This window comes from Silvania sp., from assembly GCF_051656365.1.
GTDB classification, from domain to species: Bacteria; Pseudomonadota; Gammaproteobacteria; order Enterobacterales; family Enterobacteriaceae; genus Enterobacter; species Enterobacter hatchlandensis.
The window spans coordinates 1-13,798 of record NZ_JBOGBT010000014.1 but is presented as its reverse complement, the minus strand read 5'-3'; the positions used below and the strand labels follow the sequence as shown (position 1 = coordinate 13,798).

General features: G+C 54.2%; 15 protein-coding genes and 1 pseudogene. 12 read left to right on the top strand and 4 right to left on the bottom strand.

Annotated elements, in window-relative coordinates; all coding sequences use genetic code 11:
* Positions 1 to 26 precede the first annotated feature (26 nt).
* Positions 27 to 674, bottom strand: coding sequence for a phage repressor protein CI (locus ACRDD5_RS02475; RefSeq protein WP_438675818.1), 648 nt, complete (start codon positions 672 to 674; stop codon positions 27 to 29).
* A gap of 59 nt (positions 675 to 733) precedes the next feature.
* On the opposite strand from ACRDD5_RS02475, the gene ACRDD5_RS02470 reads away from it, so the two are divergent.
* The gene (locus tag ACRDD5_RS02470) at positions 734 to 937 is read left to right on the top strand and encodes a regulator (RefSeq protein ID WP_438675817.1); all 204 of its coding nucleotides are present in this window, start codon (positions 734 to 736) and stop codon (positions 935 to 937) included.
* A gap of 65 nt (positions 938 to 1,002) precedes the next feature.
* Positions 1,003 to 1,250: pseudogene (locus ACRDD5_RS02465) on the top strand (phage regulatory CII family protein); the annotation flags it as partial.
* A 166-nt stretch (positions 1,251 to 1,416) separates the two neighbouring features.
* Here ACRDD5_RS02465 and ACRDD5_RS02460 read toward each other — a convergent pair.
* Complete coding sequence (locus ACRDD5_RS02460) at positions 1,417 to 2,070, bottom strand: hypothetical protein (RefSeq protein ID WP_438675816.1); 654 nt, start codon at positions 2,068 to 2,070, stop codon at positions 1,417 to 1,419.
* 259 nt (positions 2,071 to 2,329) lie between these two features.
* Positions 2,330 to 4,015: an aspartate:alanine antiporter gene (locus tag ACRDD5_RS02455; RefSeq protein ID WP_271282134.1), complete on the bottom strand. Its 1,686-nt coding sequence runs from the start codon at positions 4,013 to 4,015 to the stop codon at positions 2,330 to 2,332.
* A 271-nt stretch (positions 4,016 to 4,286) separates the two neighbouring features.
* Between ACRDD5_RS02455 and ACRDD5_RS02450 the strand changes: the two genes are divergently transcribed.
* A complete protein-coding gene (locus ACRDD5_RS02450) occupies positions 4,287 to 4,682 on the top strand; it encodes an inner membrane protein YbjM (protein ID WP_438675815.1) in 396 nt (131 codons plus the stop codon).
* A 4-nt stretch (positions 4,683 to 4,686) separates the two neighbouring features.
* Here the strand turns inward: ACRDD5_RS02450 and ACRDD5_RS02445 are convergent, their stop codons facing one another.
* Positions 4,687 to 4,956: a GrxA family glutaredoxin gene (locus ACRDD5_RS02445; RefSeq protein ID WP_032617267.1), complete on the bottom strand. Its 270-nt coding sequence runs from the start codon at positions 4,954 to 4,956 to the stop codon at positions 4,687 to 4,689.
* 181 nt (positions 4,957 to 5,137) lie between these two features.
* On the opposite strand from ACRDD5_RS02445, the gene nfsA reads away from it, so the two are divergent.
* The 9 genes from nfsA to rlmC all read left to right on the top strand — a co-directional run bounded on the left by nfsA (position 5,138) and on the right by rlmC (position 13,579).
* Entirely contained in the window at positions 5,138 to 5,860 is a 723-nt protein-coding gene (nfsA, locus tag ACRDD5_RS02440) for an oxygen-insensitive NADPH nitroreductase (RefSeq protein WP_438675814.1), read from the top strand.
* A gap of 73 nt (positions 5,861 to 5,933) precedes the next feature.
* The gene (rimK, locus tag ACRDD5_RS02435) at positions 5,934 to 6,836 is read left to right on the top strand and encodes a 30S ribosomal protein S6--L-glutamate ligase (protein WP_438675813.1); all 903 of its coding nucleotides are present in this window, start codon (positions 5,934 to 5,936) and stop codon (positions 6,834 to 6,836) included.
* A gap of 61 nt (positions 6,837 to 6,897) precedes the next feature.
* Positions 6,898 to 7,374 (top strand): YbjN domain-containing protein, encoded by a 477-nt coding sequence (locus ACRDD5_RS02430; protein WP_438675812.1) that lies wholly within the window; start codon positions 6,898 to 6,900, stop codon positions 7,372 to 7,374.
* Between the two features lie 349 nt (positions 7,375 to 7,723).
* Positions 7,724 to 8,836, top strand: a complete 1,113-nt coding sequence (gene potF, locus ACRDD5_RS02425) for a spermidine/putrescine ABC transporter substrate-binding protein PotF (protein WP_438675811.1) — start codon at positions 7,724 to 7,726, stop codon at positions 8,834 to 8,836.
* A gap of 94 nt (positions 8,837 to 8,930) precedes the next feature.
* Positions 8,931 to 10,064 (top strand): putrescine ABC transporter ATP-binding subunit PotG, encoded by a 1,134-nt coding sequence (gene potG, locus ACRDD5_RS02420; protein WP_271282128.1) that lies wholly within the window; start codon positions 8,931 to 8,933, stop codon positions 10,062 to 10,064.
* Positions 10,065 to 10,073: 9 nt separating this feature from the next.
* Complete coding sequence (potH, locus tag ACRDD5_RS02415) at positions 10,074 to 11,024, top strand: putrescine ABC transporter permease PotH (protein WP_438675810.1); 951 nt, start codon at positions 10,074 to 10,076, stop codon at positions 11,022 to 11,024.
* Positions 11,021 to 11,866, top strand: a complete 846-nt coding sequence (gene potI, locus ACRDD5_RS02410) for a putrescine ABC transporter permease PotI (protein WP_271282126.1) — start codon at positions 11,021 to 11,023, stop codon at positions 11,864 to 11,866. Before potH ends, potI begins: the two co-directional genes overlap by 4 nt.
* A gap of 65 nt (positions 11,867 to 11,931) precedes the next feature.
* Complete coding sequence (locus ACRDD5_RS02405) at positions 11,932 to 12,405, top strand: YbjO family protein (RefSeq protein WP_271282125.1); 474 nt, start codon at positions 11,932 to 11,934, stop codon at positions 12,403 to 12,405.
* A gap of 40 nt (positions 12,406 to 12,445) precedes the next feature.
* Positions 12,446 to 13,579 carry a 23S rRNA (uracil(747)-C(5))-methyltransferase RlmC gene (gene rlmC / locus ACRDD5_RS02400; protein WP_438675809.1) on the top strand — a complete coding sequence of 378 codons (1,134 nt, stop codon included), beginning with the start codon at positions 12,446 to 12,448 and terminating at the stop codon, positions 13,577 to 13,579.
* Positions 13,580 to 13,798 lie beyond the last annotated feature (219 nt).

Below are 13,798 nucleotides of genomic sequence, written 5' to 3'. Positions count from 1 at the left end.
AGTATCCTTTTGATTGTTTTATGACGTCAGCGAATGCAACTAATCATAACTTTAGCAACAATGCTAATGTCGGTTAATGCACACTCAAATGAATGGTTTTCTGAAGTAACATGCACTCTACCGCCGGGAAGGCGAGTTATTTTTCTGAAAGAACTTTCACCATCTATATCAACCAGCCACTTGCCATCGCGCACGTCTTCAAATTTCAGTTCACAAATAAGTTCTGATTGTTCGTCCGATATAACTAATCCATCTGTTAAGTCTGTAGGTAGAAAAGCATTATCAAAGACATATGAGCCATTATCTTCCAGTCGCCCATTGTTTAATCTTTTTTTGGGTAAAGTACGGGTGTCTATTTTTAAACTAGCTTTCTTTTCTCCTTGACCAAAAGATAGCCATTTAAGTGAGTTCCCCGTCTCCATCGCACATTGTAAAACCCAATCAGCAGGAAAGATGTCCCGCATGTAACGCGTAGTCATGGTGCTCTTGGACACGTCCAAGTGATCGCAAAGGGCCTGCCGTGTGCTGAAACCGTATGCTTCAACTAACCGCTCAATCACTTCCTTACCGCCGCTATTGAAATCCCAAAGTCCTCCAAAAGAATCTAAATTGCATTCGAAGACTCCAGGAGCGACCTTAAAGTTGAACTCGAAGTGTTCTTTTGGAGCCTTCACAGCTAATCACGAGAAACAACGGCTCGCCACAAGCCGAACTAAAGAAGGAATGTTGCACCATGACCCCAAACATTTCAATCACTCTGAATACACCGCACGTCACAATTGAGCGCTATAGCGAACTTACAGGCCTTCCAGTCGATACGATCAATTACATGTTGGCTGATGGTCGCCTTCCCCGCCATCGTCTTCGTAAAGATAAAAAGCGCGAAAAGGTCATGATTAACATGGCTGCTCTGACTTTAGATGCACTATCGGCTTAAGAAACTTTTGCTTATCGCAGTCACTTTTAAGGTTCGATTTTGCGATAAGTTCGGAGATGAAAACTATGTTTGATTATAAAGTTTCCAAAAACAGACACTTTGATGAAGCCTGCCGGACCTTCGCTCTACGCCACAACATGGCCAAGCTTGCAGAAAATGCAGGTATGAACGTTCAAATACTGCGCAATAAGCTCAACTCAGATCAACCACACCAGCTCACTGCGCCAGATATCTGGCTGCTGCTGGTAATCGGTGGCGAGCTGGACACCGCTTTTGTGATGATGGAAACCGTAGAAAGATTCATTGTCACCCCCGGAAAAATAAATCCTGCACCACCACACCCAACAAATAGCGGTCAGCAATCCATTCACTGGATGAAAAAAAACCTGCTAAAGCAGGTTTTTTTGTGCAAAAAGCTTTGGCTGGTTTGTATTGCAACGCTTTCTGTTAACGGTTCGAAACTGAAAAAATTAGATGGTTTATTGATATATTGTTGTGATGATGATTGTTAGAACTGTAGCCCATGCAATTACATGGGGTATGTAGTGCTGCCCTACTGAAGGGGTATCGAAAAGGCGAATAACAAGAAATTTCATCTCAAAAAGCAGGCACTTCCAATAACCCAAATTTAATGGGGTCAGCGTCCCGTTCTTGATGTTGCTCGCTTTTGGTCCGAAATGAACAAACATCCCTCCGCCTGTAGAATCGTTGCCAAAATATGAAAACTTGAACCTCCGAGCCAGCAACCCTCTTTCATAATGAACGTAGTTTCCAGTTGCTGCTTGTGGGATTTTTGGATCGGGCCATGCCCATTTGCTCACGGCATAAGCTCCAGGAAACCCAACCTTTTTAGCAGAGAACACTTTATGTACGAAGCCCGATACGTTCAGTTTGTTTTGGATTAATGTGTCTATTTCGGGTTTATTTTCATGCATTGAGAGAACCATGAAGCGTTGCCATAGCAATAACCAAATGACCATCAGAATAAGAGGTATTGCTTTTGGTGCTAGGAATGAAACGCCAGAACTTCCAATCGGTATTGTACCTGAAACTGAACCAGTTCCCGTGAACAGTGCTATCAGAGCTAGCGATAGTGTAATCAGGAGGACCAAAACGGTATTCACTTTATCCATGTAAAGAATCTCACACTTTGTATCTCTGTCGCCACTTTGTCGCCAATGGCACTGTCTAGAGGCTATAACATAGTGATTTTTAAGGGGTAATATAGCAGGCAACAAAAAACCCATCAACCTTGAACCAAAATGGCGGGGTTGATGGGCTCCACAAATTGGGGGACATCAAAGAAAAGCAGTGGCAATAGTTATGACTGACGTCTGAACGAAAAGTTCTGCGCATCGCGAAATTTTTTTCGCCAGTGCGCAAAATCCCTCTCTACCCCAGCCCTGGCCAGATGATGATAATCAGCGTCCCCGCCAGGGTTAACAGCACGTTAGCGATAGCATAGGTGCCTGCGTACCCCAGCGCCGGAATGTTGCTGCGGGCGGTATCGCTGATGATTTCCATTGCGGGCGCACAGGTGCGGGCACCCATCATCGCGCCAAACAGCAGGGCACGGTTCATACGCAGAACCCACACGCCGAACAGGAAGCTGATCACCACCGGTACCAGGCTGACGATAAGTCCGGCCACCAGCATCTGCCAGCCCACTGCACCCAGGCTGTGGCTGATGCCGCTGCCCGCGCTTAAGCCTACGCCCGCCATAAACACCATCAGGCCAAACTCTTTCACCATGTTCAACGCGCCCTGCGGGATGTAACCGAACGTCGGGTGGTTAGCTCGCAGGAAGCCGAGCATAATCCCGGCGAACAGCAGGCCCGCGGCGTTACCGATGCCAAAGCTAAAGTTGCTGAACTGAAAGGTGATCATCCCAATCATCAGGCCGACGATAAAGAAGGCGCAGAAGGCCAGCAGATCGGTCACCTGACTGTGGATGGAGATAAAGCCGATGCGGTCGGCGACGGTTTTTACGCGGCGGGTATCGCCGCTCACCTGCAGTACATCGCCCTTGTTCAGGACGATATTGTCGTCGATTGGCATCTCAATCTGGCTGCGGATAACCCGGTTCAGGAAGCAGCCGTGATCGGTCAGCTTAAGTTGTCCCAGACGACGTCCGACGGCGTTGTGATTCTTGACCACGATCTCTTCGGTGACGATGCGCATGTCCAGCAGGTCGCGGTCGAAAACCTCTTTGCCGTTACGGAAGCTCGGGTCGAGGCGCGCGTGTGCATCCGGATAGCCCACCAGCGCAATATCGTCGCCCATCTGCAGAACCGCGTCGCCATCCGGGTTTGCCAGGATGCCGTTGCGGCGAATACGTTCGATATAGCAGCCGGTCTGGCGGTAGATACCCAGTTCACGCAGGTTTTTGCCGTCGGCCCAGGCCACCAGCTCTGGCCCCACGCGATAGGCGCGAATCACCGGGAGATACACTTTGCGCTTGCTGTCGGTGTCCAGGCCGCGCTCACGGGCGATTTGCTGGGCGCTGGTCTGCAGATCCTGATGCTGCAGTTTCGGTAAATAGCGCGCGCCGACAATCAAGCTCACCAGCCCAATCAGATAGGTCAACGCATAGCCCAGGCTTAAGTGATCCAGCGCCAGCGACAGCTGGGCATCACTCAGGCCGAGATGGCGCAATGTATCTCCCGCACCCACCAGAACCGGCGTCGAGGTCATCGATCCGGCCAGCATGCCCGCCGTCAACCCGATATCCCAGCCAAACAGTTTGCCTAAGCCAAGCGCGATAAGCAGGGCGCTGCCGACCATTACCAGCGCCAGCATCAGATAATTCTTGCCGTCGCGGAAGAAAATAGAAAAAAAGTTGGGTCCGGCTTCAACACCGACGCAAAAAATAAACAGCATAAAACCCAGGTTCAGGGCATCGGTGTTAATACTGAAATGCTGCTGGCCTAATAATAAAGAAACCACTAAAACGCCAATGGAATTACCGAGTTGGACCGATCCCAGACGTAATTTACCCAGGCAAAGACCCAGAGCCAGTACCACAAATAATAACAGGATGTAATTCCCGTTTAACAATTCTGCGACGTTTATGTTCACGGAGGATAACTTTTCGTTTACCAGTAAGTGGTTGAATGGATGGGCTATTTAGGCTATGTTTGCGCTGTAAGACGAGAAGGCTGCGCCTGATCGCGCATTATAGTTAGCTCACAAAAAAATATCAAATAATTAGTTTATTTTTAACAGTTATCGGAATTCGATGGCGATGAAATCATCACCGACTGTTTCAGGCATGGAGTGCCGCTTTACTCATCTAATTGGGTGTTTACGTGACGAAAAATGTATTTGCCTGACAGGGCAGGGGGAGGATTTGAATATTAAACGTAACTGGCCGGGTATCGCGTGCTGCTTTTTACTGTTTACGGCGGTGTGTATCTGCCTGACTTTCAAAGTGCAAGGGGCTTTTATCGCCTCCGGACATCCTGAGCTGGGTTTGCTGTGCTTTATCCTGCCGGGTATCGTTGCCAGCTTTGTTTCTCGAGGTGGGGAAGTGGTCCGACCCCTGGTCGGTGCCATTCTTGCTGCACCCATCTGTCTGGTGGTGATGCGTATGGTGTTTATCCCGTCGCGCACGATTATGCAGGAGTTGGCCTGGCTATTGAGCGGGGTGTTCTGGTGTGCGCTGGGCGCGCTGTTCTTTCTGTTTGTCCGCAGGGCAGTCGAACATCGTCGTGAAACTAAAAACGCCCTCCGGGGAGGGCGTTAAAGACTTACTGGGCAGCGAAAAGTCCCAGATGCTCTTTGGCGTAGGCTTCAAAATCAGTAAAGCCGCCAATATGGGTCTGGTCGAGGAAGATCTGCGGAACGGTTTCAACCGGTTTACCCACGGTCTGTTCCAGGTCGGCTTTGGAAATGCCTTCCGCGTGAATGTCCACGTAGCGGTAGTTAAAATCTTCACGCTCGGCGGTCAGTTTTTCTGCCAGATCTTTCGCGCGCACACAGTAAGGGCAACCCGGACGTCCAAAAATAACTGCAAACATTTCTCTCTCCTGAATCTAAGCCTGACGGCGAATACGGCCTATATTGCCGCTAACGCTCAGTAATGAAAAGCAGGTTCTGCCTTTTGCATTGATATCTACAGGCTATATTTGGCCAATTACAGCACGGTTATCTTTGCCTATACTGGCCAATATTGTCAGTTAAGCCGTAAAGAGAGACGAGATGACACCTGTTATTGATTTGCTCCGTTCCCACCGCTCGATTCGCCATTTCACCGACCAACCCATCAGCGATGCCCAGCGTGAAGCAATTATTGCTGGCGCGCAAGGGACCTCCAGCTCCAGCTTCTTACAGTGCAGCTCGATTATTCGTATCACTGACCCGGCGATGCGCGAACAGCTGGTGACCCTCACCGGCGGGCAAAAACACGTGGCACAGGCGGCAGAGTTCTGGGTGTTCTGCGCCGACTTTAATCGTCATCTGCAGATTTGCCCCGAGGCGCAGCTCGGCCTGGCAGAACAGCTGCTGCTCGGCGTGGTGGATACCGCGATGCTGGCGCAGAATGCGCTGACGGCGGCGGAATCACTGGGGCTGGGCGGGGTCTACATCGGCGGCATCCGCAACAGCATCGAGGCGGTGACCGAGCTGCTGCAGCTGCCAAAACACGTTCTGCCGCTGTTCGGTCTTTGCCTCGGCTGGCCGGCAGATAATCCGGACGTTAAGCCGCGCCTGCCTGCGGCGATGGTGGTACATGAAAACCACTACCAGCCGGTGGACAGCGAGGTTCTTGCCCGGTACGACGAGGAGCTGGCGAACTACTACCTCTCCCGCGCGACCAATAACCGTCGCGATACCTGGAGCGATCATATCCAGCGCACCATCATCAAAGAGAACCGTCCGTTTATTCTGGATTATTTGCATAAACAGGGCTGGGCGACGCGATAAGTCCATTCATCCTGTGCCTGCCTGCGTGTATGATACGCAGGCTTTTGACCAGATCATATCTGAGAGGTGCAGGGTGAAAATTGCCATATTGTCCCGGGATGGAACGCTCTATTCGTGTAAGCGCCTGCGTGAAGCAGGGCATAAACGCGGCCATCTGGTGGAAGTCCTCGATCCGTTGTCCTGCTATATGAATATCAGCCCGGCGGCCTCCTCTATTCACTATAAAGGACGCCAGCTGCCGCATTACGACGCGGTCATCCCGCGCATTGGTTCGGCGATCACCTTTTACGGCACCGCCGCGCTGCGCCAGTTCGAGCTGCTGGGCAGTTATCCCCTGAATGAATCCGTTGCCATTACCCGCGCGCGCGACAAGCTGCGCTCCCTGCAGCTGCTGGCGCGCCAGGGAATTGACCTGCCGATCACCGGTATTGCCCACTCTCCCGACGATACCAGCGATCTGATCGACATGGTGGGCGGTGCGCCGCTGGTGGTGAAGCTGGTGGAAGGCACTCAGGGGATCGGCGTGGTGCTGGCCGAAACGCGTCAGGCAGCAGAGAGCGTGGTCGACGCCTTTCGTGGTCTGAATGCGCATATTCTGGTGCAGGAGTATATTCAGGAGGCAAAAGGGCGTGACATTCGCTGTCTGGTGGTAGGCGACGAAGTGGTGGCCGCCATCGAGCGTCAGGCCAAAGAGGGCGATTTTCGCTCCAACCTGCATCGCGGCGGCGTGGCGCGGGTGGCGGAGATCACTGAACGCGAGCGTGAAATCGCCCTGAAATCCGCCCACACCCTGGGTCTCGATATTGCCGGTGTCGATATTTTACGTGCCGATCGTGGGCCGCTGGTGATGGAAGTCAACGCTTCGCCGGGGCTCGAAGGCATTGAAAGTACCACCGGGGTTGATGTCGCCGGGAAAATGATCGACTGGATCGAACGTCATGCCACGCCGGAGTTTTGCCTGAAAACGGGCGGATAAATGGTATGACGCACACTTTTTGCGTAAGCTAGCGAATTAATTCTTAAGGGGCTCCACGGTTATGGATTCACTCGTCGTACCGACACTTGATACGTTACGCCAATGGCTCGACGATATGAGCATCAGCTTTTTTGAATGCGATACCTGTCAGGCGTTGCACCTGCCGCACATGCAAAATTTTGACGGCGTGTTCGATGCCAAGCTCGATGTGATCAATGACGTCATTCTTTTTTCCGCCCTCGCGGAGGTCAAACCCACAGCGCTGCTGGCGTTAGCATCGGATCTGTCAGCCATCAATGCCAGTTCTTTGACGGTCAAAGCCTTTCTCGACATACAGGATGATAATCTGCCAAAGCTGGTGGTTTGCCAGTCTTTATTCGCTGCCACGGGGTTAACCTATCAGCAGTTTGAAGGCTTTTTCCAGCAGAGCGAAGAGCAGATCTCGATGGTGATGCTGGAAGCCAACGCCCATCACATGCTGTTTAACACCGAAGACGAGCCTGAGAATCCTGACGCGGCTACGCCGTTCCTGCACTAATCTTGTCTGACATTCAGGCAGTCGCTGTCGTGGCGGCTGCGTAACACCCTCTTTTGTGCTGGCTTTAACCTTTCTTTAAAGAATTATTCACCACCTTCCTCGTTTTTCGGCTTATCACGTAGACCGATTCTGCATAAAAAATTGATAAAAGGCGTTTTTTAATCTGGGCTATAGCCGCAAAGACAAGCTACAGTTTATTCTTGCGATGCTGTTAATTGCGAGCAGATACTGCCAACAGAGCAATATCTTCTGCTGCTGGCAGAGTGATAAATTATGCACGATTCTTGCATAGACTAAGAGTGTTCATTTTTAGTGCGTTTGTTAACGCGCTTTCAGAAGGATAAACGCTATGATCGCTTTAAAAAAAACCTGGGTTTCGGGGCTGATTGCCGGTGCTCTGATGGCTGTCTCTGCTGGTACGCTCGCTGCGGAACAAAAAACGCTGCATATCTATAACTGGTCTGATTATATTGCGCCGGACACCGTCGCTAATTTTGAAAAAGAGACCGGTATTAAAGTGGTTTACGACGTCTTCGATTCCAACGAAGTGCTGGAAGGCAAACTGATGGCGGGCAGCACCGGCTTTGACCTGGTGGTACCGTCAGCCAGTTTCCTGGAGCGTCAGCTCTCGGCCGGTGTCTTCCAGCCGCTGGATAAAAGCAAACTCCCGGAGTGGAAAAACCTCGATCCCGATCTGCTTAAGCTGATTGCCAAGCACGACCCGGAAAACAAATACGCCTTGCCGTACATGTGGGCGACCACCGGTATTGGCTATAACGTCGAGAAAGTGAAAAAAGCGCTCGGTACCGACGCGCCGGTGAACAGCTGGGATCTGGTGCTGAAGCCAGAAAACCTCGAAAAACTGAAAAGCTGCGGCGTCTCGTTCCTCGATGCGCCAGAAGAGATTTTTGCCACGGTGCTGAACTACCTTGGTAAAGATCCGAACAGCACCAAAGCGGATGATTACACCGGCCCGGCCACCGATCTGCTGCTGAAGCTGCGTCCAAATATCCGTTACTTCCACTCCTCCCAGTACATTAACGACCTGGCAAATGGCGACACCTGCGTGGCGATCGGCTGGGCAGGGGATGTTCTGCAGGCGGCTAACCGTGCGAAAGAGGCCAAAAATGGCGTGAATATCGCCTACTCTATCCCGAAAGAGGGGGCGATGGCCTTCTTCGACGTCTTCGCGATGCCTGCGGATGCGAAGAACAAAGACGAAGCCTACCAGTTCCTGAACTACCTGCTGCGTCCGGACGTGATTGCCCATATCTCGGATCACATCTTCTATGCCAACGGCAACAAAGCCGCCACCGCGCTGGTGAGCGCCGAAGTGCGTGACAATCCGGGCATCTATCCGCCGGCTGACGTGCGCGCCAAAATGTTCACCCTCAGCGTACAAGAACCGAAAATCGACCGCGTGCGCACTCGTGCGTGGACCAAAGTGAAAAGCGGTAAATAATAAGAATCAGGCCGGGCAGTTGCACCGTTGCCCGGCATCAGGCGCACCGTCATGGTGCGCCTGCACCCGTTTGATTGATGCCGGAGAGCACCCCGTGAACGACGCGATCCCCCGCCCACAGGCGAAAACCCGTAAAGCGCTGACCCCGCTGCTGGAAATCCGTAACCTGACCAAATCGTTCGACGGCCAGCACGCCGTCGATGATGTCAGCCTGACTATCTATAAAGGCGAAATCTTTGCCCTGCTCGGCGCGTCCGGCTGCGGGAAATCGACGTTGCTGCGTATGCTTGCCGGGTTTGAACAGCCGACCGCCGGGCAGATTGTGCTCGATGGCGTGGACCTGTCGCAGGTGCCGCCCTATCAGCGGCCGATCAATATGATGTTCCAGTCTTACGCCCTGTTCCCGCACATGACCGTCGAGCAGAACATCGCCTTTGGTCTGAAGCAGGACAAGCTGCCAAAAGCCGAAATCAGCGCACGGGTCGCCGAAATGCTGAGCCTGGTGCACATGCAGGAGTTTGCTAAGCGTAAGCCACACCAGCTCTCGGGCGGCCAGCGTCAGCGCGTAGCCCTGGCCCGTAGCCTGGCGAAGCGGCCAAAGCTGCTGCTGCTGGATGAGCCAATGGGGGCGCTGGATAAAAAGCTGCGCGACCGCATGCAGCTCGAAGTGCTGGATATTCTTGAACGTGTCGGCGCAACCTGCGTAATGGTTACCCACGATCAGGAAGAGGCGATGACCATGGCCGGTCGTATCGCGATCATGAACCGCGGCAAGTTCGTGCAGATTGGCGAGCCGGAAGAGATTTATGAGCACCCGACCACCCGCTACAGTGCGGAATTTATTGGCTCGATGAACGTGTTCGAAGGGCTGCTGAAATCGCGCGAGGAAGACGGGCTGGTGATTGACTCCCCGGGGCTGATCCACCCGCTGAAAGTGGCCGTTGATAACTCGGTGGTTGATAACGTGCCGGTGTACGTGGCGCTGCGCCCGGAAAAAATTACCCTCTGTGATGCGCCGCCCGCCGATGGTTGTAACTTTGCCGTGGGCGAAGTGGTGCATATCGCCTACCTCGGCGATCTCTCCATCTATCACGTTCGCCTGAAAAGCGGGCAGATGATCAGCGCCCAGCTGCAGAACACGGACCGCTACCGTAAAGGCCTCCCGACCTGGGGCGACGAAGTGCGTCTGTGCTGGGATGCGGACAGCTGCGTTGTGCTGACGGTATAAGGAAGGGCAATGAACAAACCTGAACCTGCGGCCCGCACACAAATGGGCACGCAAACGTCCTGGCTGACCCGGATGCAGATGGCACACGGGCGCAAGCTGGTGATTAGCCTGCCGTACCTGTGGCTGATCCTGCTGTTCCTGCTGCCGTTCCTGATTGTATTCAAAATCAGCCTTGCGGAGATGGCGCGCGCGATCCCGCCGTACAGCGATCTGGTGGCCTGGGCCGACGCTCAGCTGTCGGTGACCCTCAATCTGGGCAACTACCTTCAGCTCACCGACGATCCGCTCTATTTTGAGGCCTATCTGCAGTCGCTGCAGGTGGCGGGCGTGGCGACTATTTGCTGTCTGCTGCTGGGCTATCCGCTGGCCTGGGCGGTGGCACACAGTAAGCCGTCGACGCGCAATATCCTGCTGCTGCTGGTGATTTTGCCGTCATGGACCTCGTTTCTGATCCGCGTCTATGCCTGGATGGGGATCCTGAAAAACAACGGTGTGCTGAACAACTTTTTACTCTGGCTGGGGGTTATCGATCAGCCCCTGACTATTCTGCACACCAATCTGGCGGTCTATATCGGGATTGTGTACGCCTATCTGCCGTTTATGGTGCTGCCGATTTACACCGCCCTGACGCGCATCGACTACTCGCTGGTCGAGGCGGCGCTGGACCTCGGTGCTCGTCCGCTGAAAACTTTCTTCAGCGTGATTGTGCCCCTGACCAAAGGCGGGATTATCGCCGGGTCAATGCTGGTGTTTATCCCGGCGGTTGGCGAGTTCGTGATCCCGGAACTGCTCGGTGGTCCGGACAGCATCATGATTGGCCGCGTGCTGTGGCAGGAGTTCTTTAATAACCGCGACTGGCCGGTGGCCTCGGCGGTGGCGATCGTGATGTTGCTGCTGCTGATCGTGCCGATCATGTGGTTCCACAAATATCAGCAGAAACAGATGGGGGATCACGGATGAACAACTTACCGGTAGTGCGCTCTCCGTGGCGGATCCTGATCCTGGTGGTCGGCTTTACTTTCCTGTATGCCCCGATGCTGATGCTGGTGATCTACTCCTTTAACAGCTCGAAGCTGGTGACGGTGTGGGCGGGCTGGTCCACGCGCTGGTACGGGGAGCTGTTTCGCGACGACGCGATGATGAGCGCCGTCGGCTTAAGTCTGACCATTGCCGCCTGTGCGGCCACGATGGCGGTTATTCTCGGCACCATTGCGGCGGTGGTGATGGTGCGTTTTGGTCGTTTTCGCGGCGCAAACGGCTTTGCCTTTATGATCACCGCCCCGCTGGTGATGCCCGATGTGATCACCGGTCTGTCGCTGCTGCTGCTGTTTGTGGCCATGGGGCACGCCATTGGCTGGCCGTCGGATCGCGGCATGCTGACCATCTGGCTGGCGCACGTCACCTTCTGTACCGCCTACGTGGCGGTGGTGATCTCTTCCAGGCTGCGCGAGCTGGACCACTCGATTGAAGAGGCGGCGATGGATCTGGGCGCCACGCCGCTGAAGGTGTTCTTTATCATCACCTTACCGATGATCATGCCGGCGGTGATTTCCGGCTGGCTGCTGGCGTTTACCCTGTCGCTCGACGATCTGGTGATCGCCAGCTTCGTCTCCGGCCCGGGGGCTACCACGCTGCCGATGCTGGTCTTCTCCAGCGTCAGAATGGGGGTTAATCCGGAGATAAATGCTCTGGCGACGCTGATTCTGGGCGTAGTCGGCATTGTCGGGCTTATCGCCTGGTATCTGATGGCGCGGTCTGAAAAACAGCGCGTGCGTGATATCCAGCGTGCAAGGCGCCACTGAAACGATTAAAATTTCCCGTAAAGTGCCGCGCTTGTCGCGGCACTGTTTTTCAGGGAAGTGAAACATTGGGATTTTTTAAAAAAACACGCCATACCCATGCCCGACTAAACGTCCCTGCGCTGGTTCAGGTGGCGGCGCTCGCCATTATTTTGATCCGCGGTCTCGATTTGGTGATGATTTTCAGCACCCTCGGGGTGCATGGCATCGCCGAGTTTATCCACCGCAGCGTGCAAAGCTGGAGCTTAACGCTGGTGTTTTTTAGCAGCCTGCTGCTGGTGTCTGCCGAGATCTACTGCGCATTTTCACTGATCAAGGGGCGCAACTGGGCGCGCTGGGTCTATATGTTGATCCACGCCATCACCACCGCATACCTGTGGGCCTCGTCGCTGGGCTACGGTTATCCGGAGCTTTTCAGCATCCCCGGTGAGACCAAACAGGAAATTTTCCGCACCCTGATGATGCAAAAGCTGCCCGATGTGCTGGTGCTGTGCCTGCTGTTTATTCCGCCTGCCAGCCGACGGTTTTTCCGTTTGCAATAACGTGTATAATCGCTGCCCCCAGACGTATTAAGGTTTTGTTATGCAGTGCGCACTCTATGACGCCGGTCGCTGCCGCTCCTGTCAGTGGATTGAACAGCCGGTCTCTTCTCAGCTTTCCGCCAAAATGTCCGACCTGCAGACGTTACTGTCTGACTTACCGGTGGCGGAGTGGTGCGCGCCGATCGGCGGGCCGGAGCAGGCTTTTCGCAATAAAGCCAAAATGGTGGTGAGCGGCAGCGTCGAAAAACCGCTGCTTGGAATGTTGCACCGCGACGGCACGCCAGAAGATCTGACCGACTGCCCGCTCTATCCCGCCTCTTTCGCCCCGGTCTTTGCGGCTCTGAAACCCTTTATTGCCCGCGCGGGCCTTACGCCTTATAGCGTCGAGCGCAAGCGCGGCGAGCTGAAGTATCTTTTGCTGACCGAAAGCCAGCAGGATGGCGGGATGATGCTGCGATTTGTGCTGCGCTCCGACGCTAAAGTCGCCCAGCTGCGCGCGGCGCTGCCGTGGCTGCAGGAACAGCTGCCGCAGCTGAAGGTGATCACCGCGAACATTCAGCCGGTGCATATGGCGATCATGGAAGGGGAGGAGGAGATCTTCTTTACTCCGGCGCAGGCGCTGGCCGAGCGCTTCAACGACGTGCCGCTGTGGATCCGCCCGAAAAGCTTTTTCCAGACCAACCCGACGGTGGCCAGCCAGCTGTATGCCACGGCGCGCGACTGGGTCGGCCTGCTGCCGGTGAACCATATGTGGGATCTGTTTTGTGGCGTCGGCGGCTTTGGTCTGCACTGCGCCACGCCGCAGATGCGCCTGACGGGAATCGAAATCTCCGCCGAGGCGATCGCCTGTGCCACGCAGTCGGCCAGCGAGCTGGGGTTAACAAATCTGCATTTCCAGGCGCTGGATTCAACCCAGTTTGCCACCGGTCAGCAAGATGTGCCGGACCTGGTGCTGGTCAACCCCCCGCGTCGCGGGATTGGCAAAGCGCTGTGCGACTACCTGAGCCAGATGGCCCCGCCGTTTATTATCTACTCCAGCTGCAATGCGCAGACGATGGCGAAAGATCTCCGGGATCTGCCCGGGTATCGCATCGCGCGCGTGCAGCTGTTCGATATGTTCCCGCATACCGCGCACTACGAAGTGCTGACGCTATTGGTCAAGTCCAACGCCTGATGCCTGTTTTTCTCCCTCTCCCTGTGGGCTAACCAATCCCCAGTAATTTTTAATCTTAAAGCAACGGAATAACGACAAGAGAATAAATCTCTTACAGCGATACCCTGGTCCGGCTGAAAATCGCCGAAGCGTTTCCTGTAGGCCGGGGCGAGGCGCATGGATGCGCCGAGAGGGCGTGACCTACATGGATGTAGGATCGCGCCCGACCCGAAGCCGGAA

Excerpts from the sequence above, each read along its gene's own strand:
- nfsA (WP_438675814.1), top strand. The coding sequence starts at position 5,138 with ATGACACCTGTTATTGATTTGCTCCGTTCCCACCGCTCGATTCGCCAT.
- potI (WP_271282126.1), top strand. The coding sequence starts at position 11,021 with ATGAACAACTTACCGGTAGTGCGCTCTCCGTGGCGGATCCTGATCCTG.
- ACRDD5_RS02430 (WP_438675812.1), top strand. The coding sequence starts at position 6,898 with ATGGATTCACTCGTCGTACCGACACTTGATACGTTACGCCAATGGCTC.
- ACRDD5_RS02445 (WP_032617267.1), bottom strand. The coding sequence starts at position 4,956 with ATGTTTGCAGTTATTTTTGGACGTCCGGGTTGCCCTTACTGTGTGCGC.
- potH (WP_438675810.1), top strand. The coding sequence starts at position 10,074 with ATGAACAAACCTGAACCTGCGGCCCGCACACAAATGGGCACGCAAACG.
- rlmC (WP_438675809.1), top strand. The coding sequence starts at position 12,446 with ATGCAGTGCGCACTCTATGACGCCGGTCGCTGCCGCTCCTGTCAGTGG.
- potF (WP_438675811.1), top strand. The coding sequence starts at position 7,724 with ATGATCGCTTTAAAAAAAACCTGGGTTTCGGGGCTGATTGCCGGTGCT.
- ACRDD5_RS02470 (WP_438675817.1), top strand. The coding sequence starts at position 734 with ATGACCCCAAACATTTCAATCACTCTGAATACACCGCACGTCACAATT.
- ACRDD5_RS02460 (WP_438675816.1), bottom strand. The coding sequence starts at position 2,070 with ATGGATAAAGTGAATACCGTTTTGGTCCTCCTGATTACACTATCGCTA.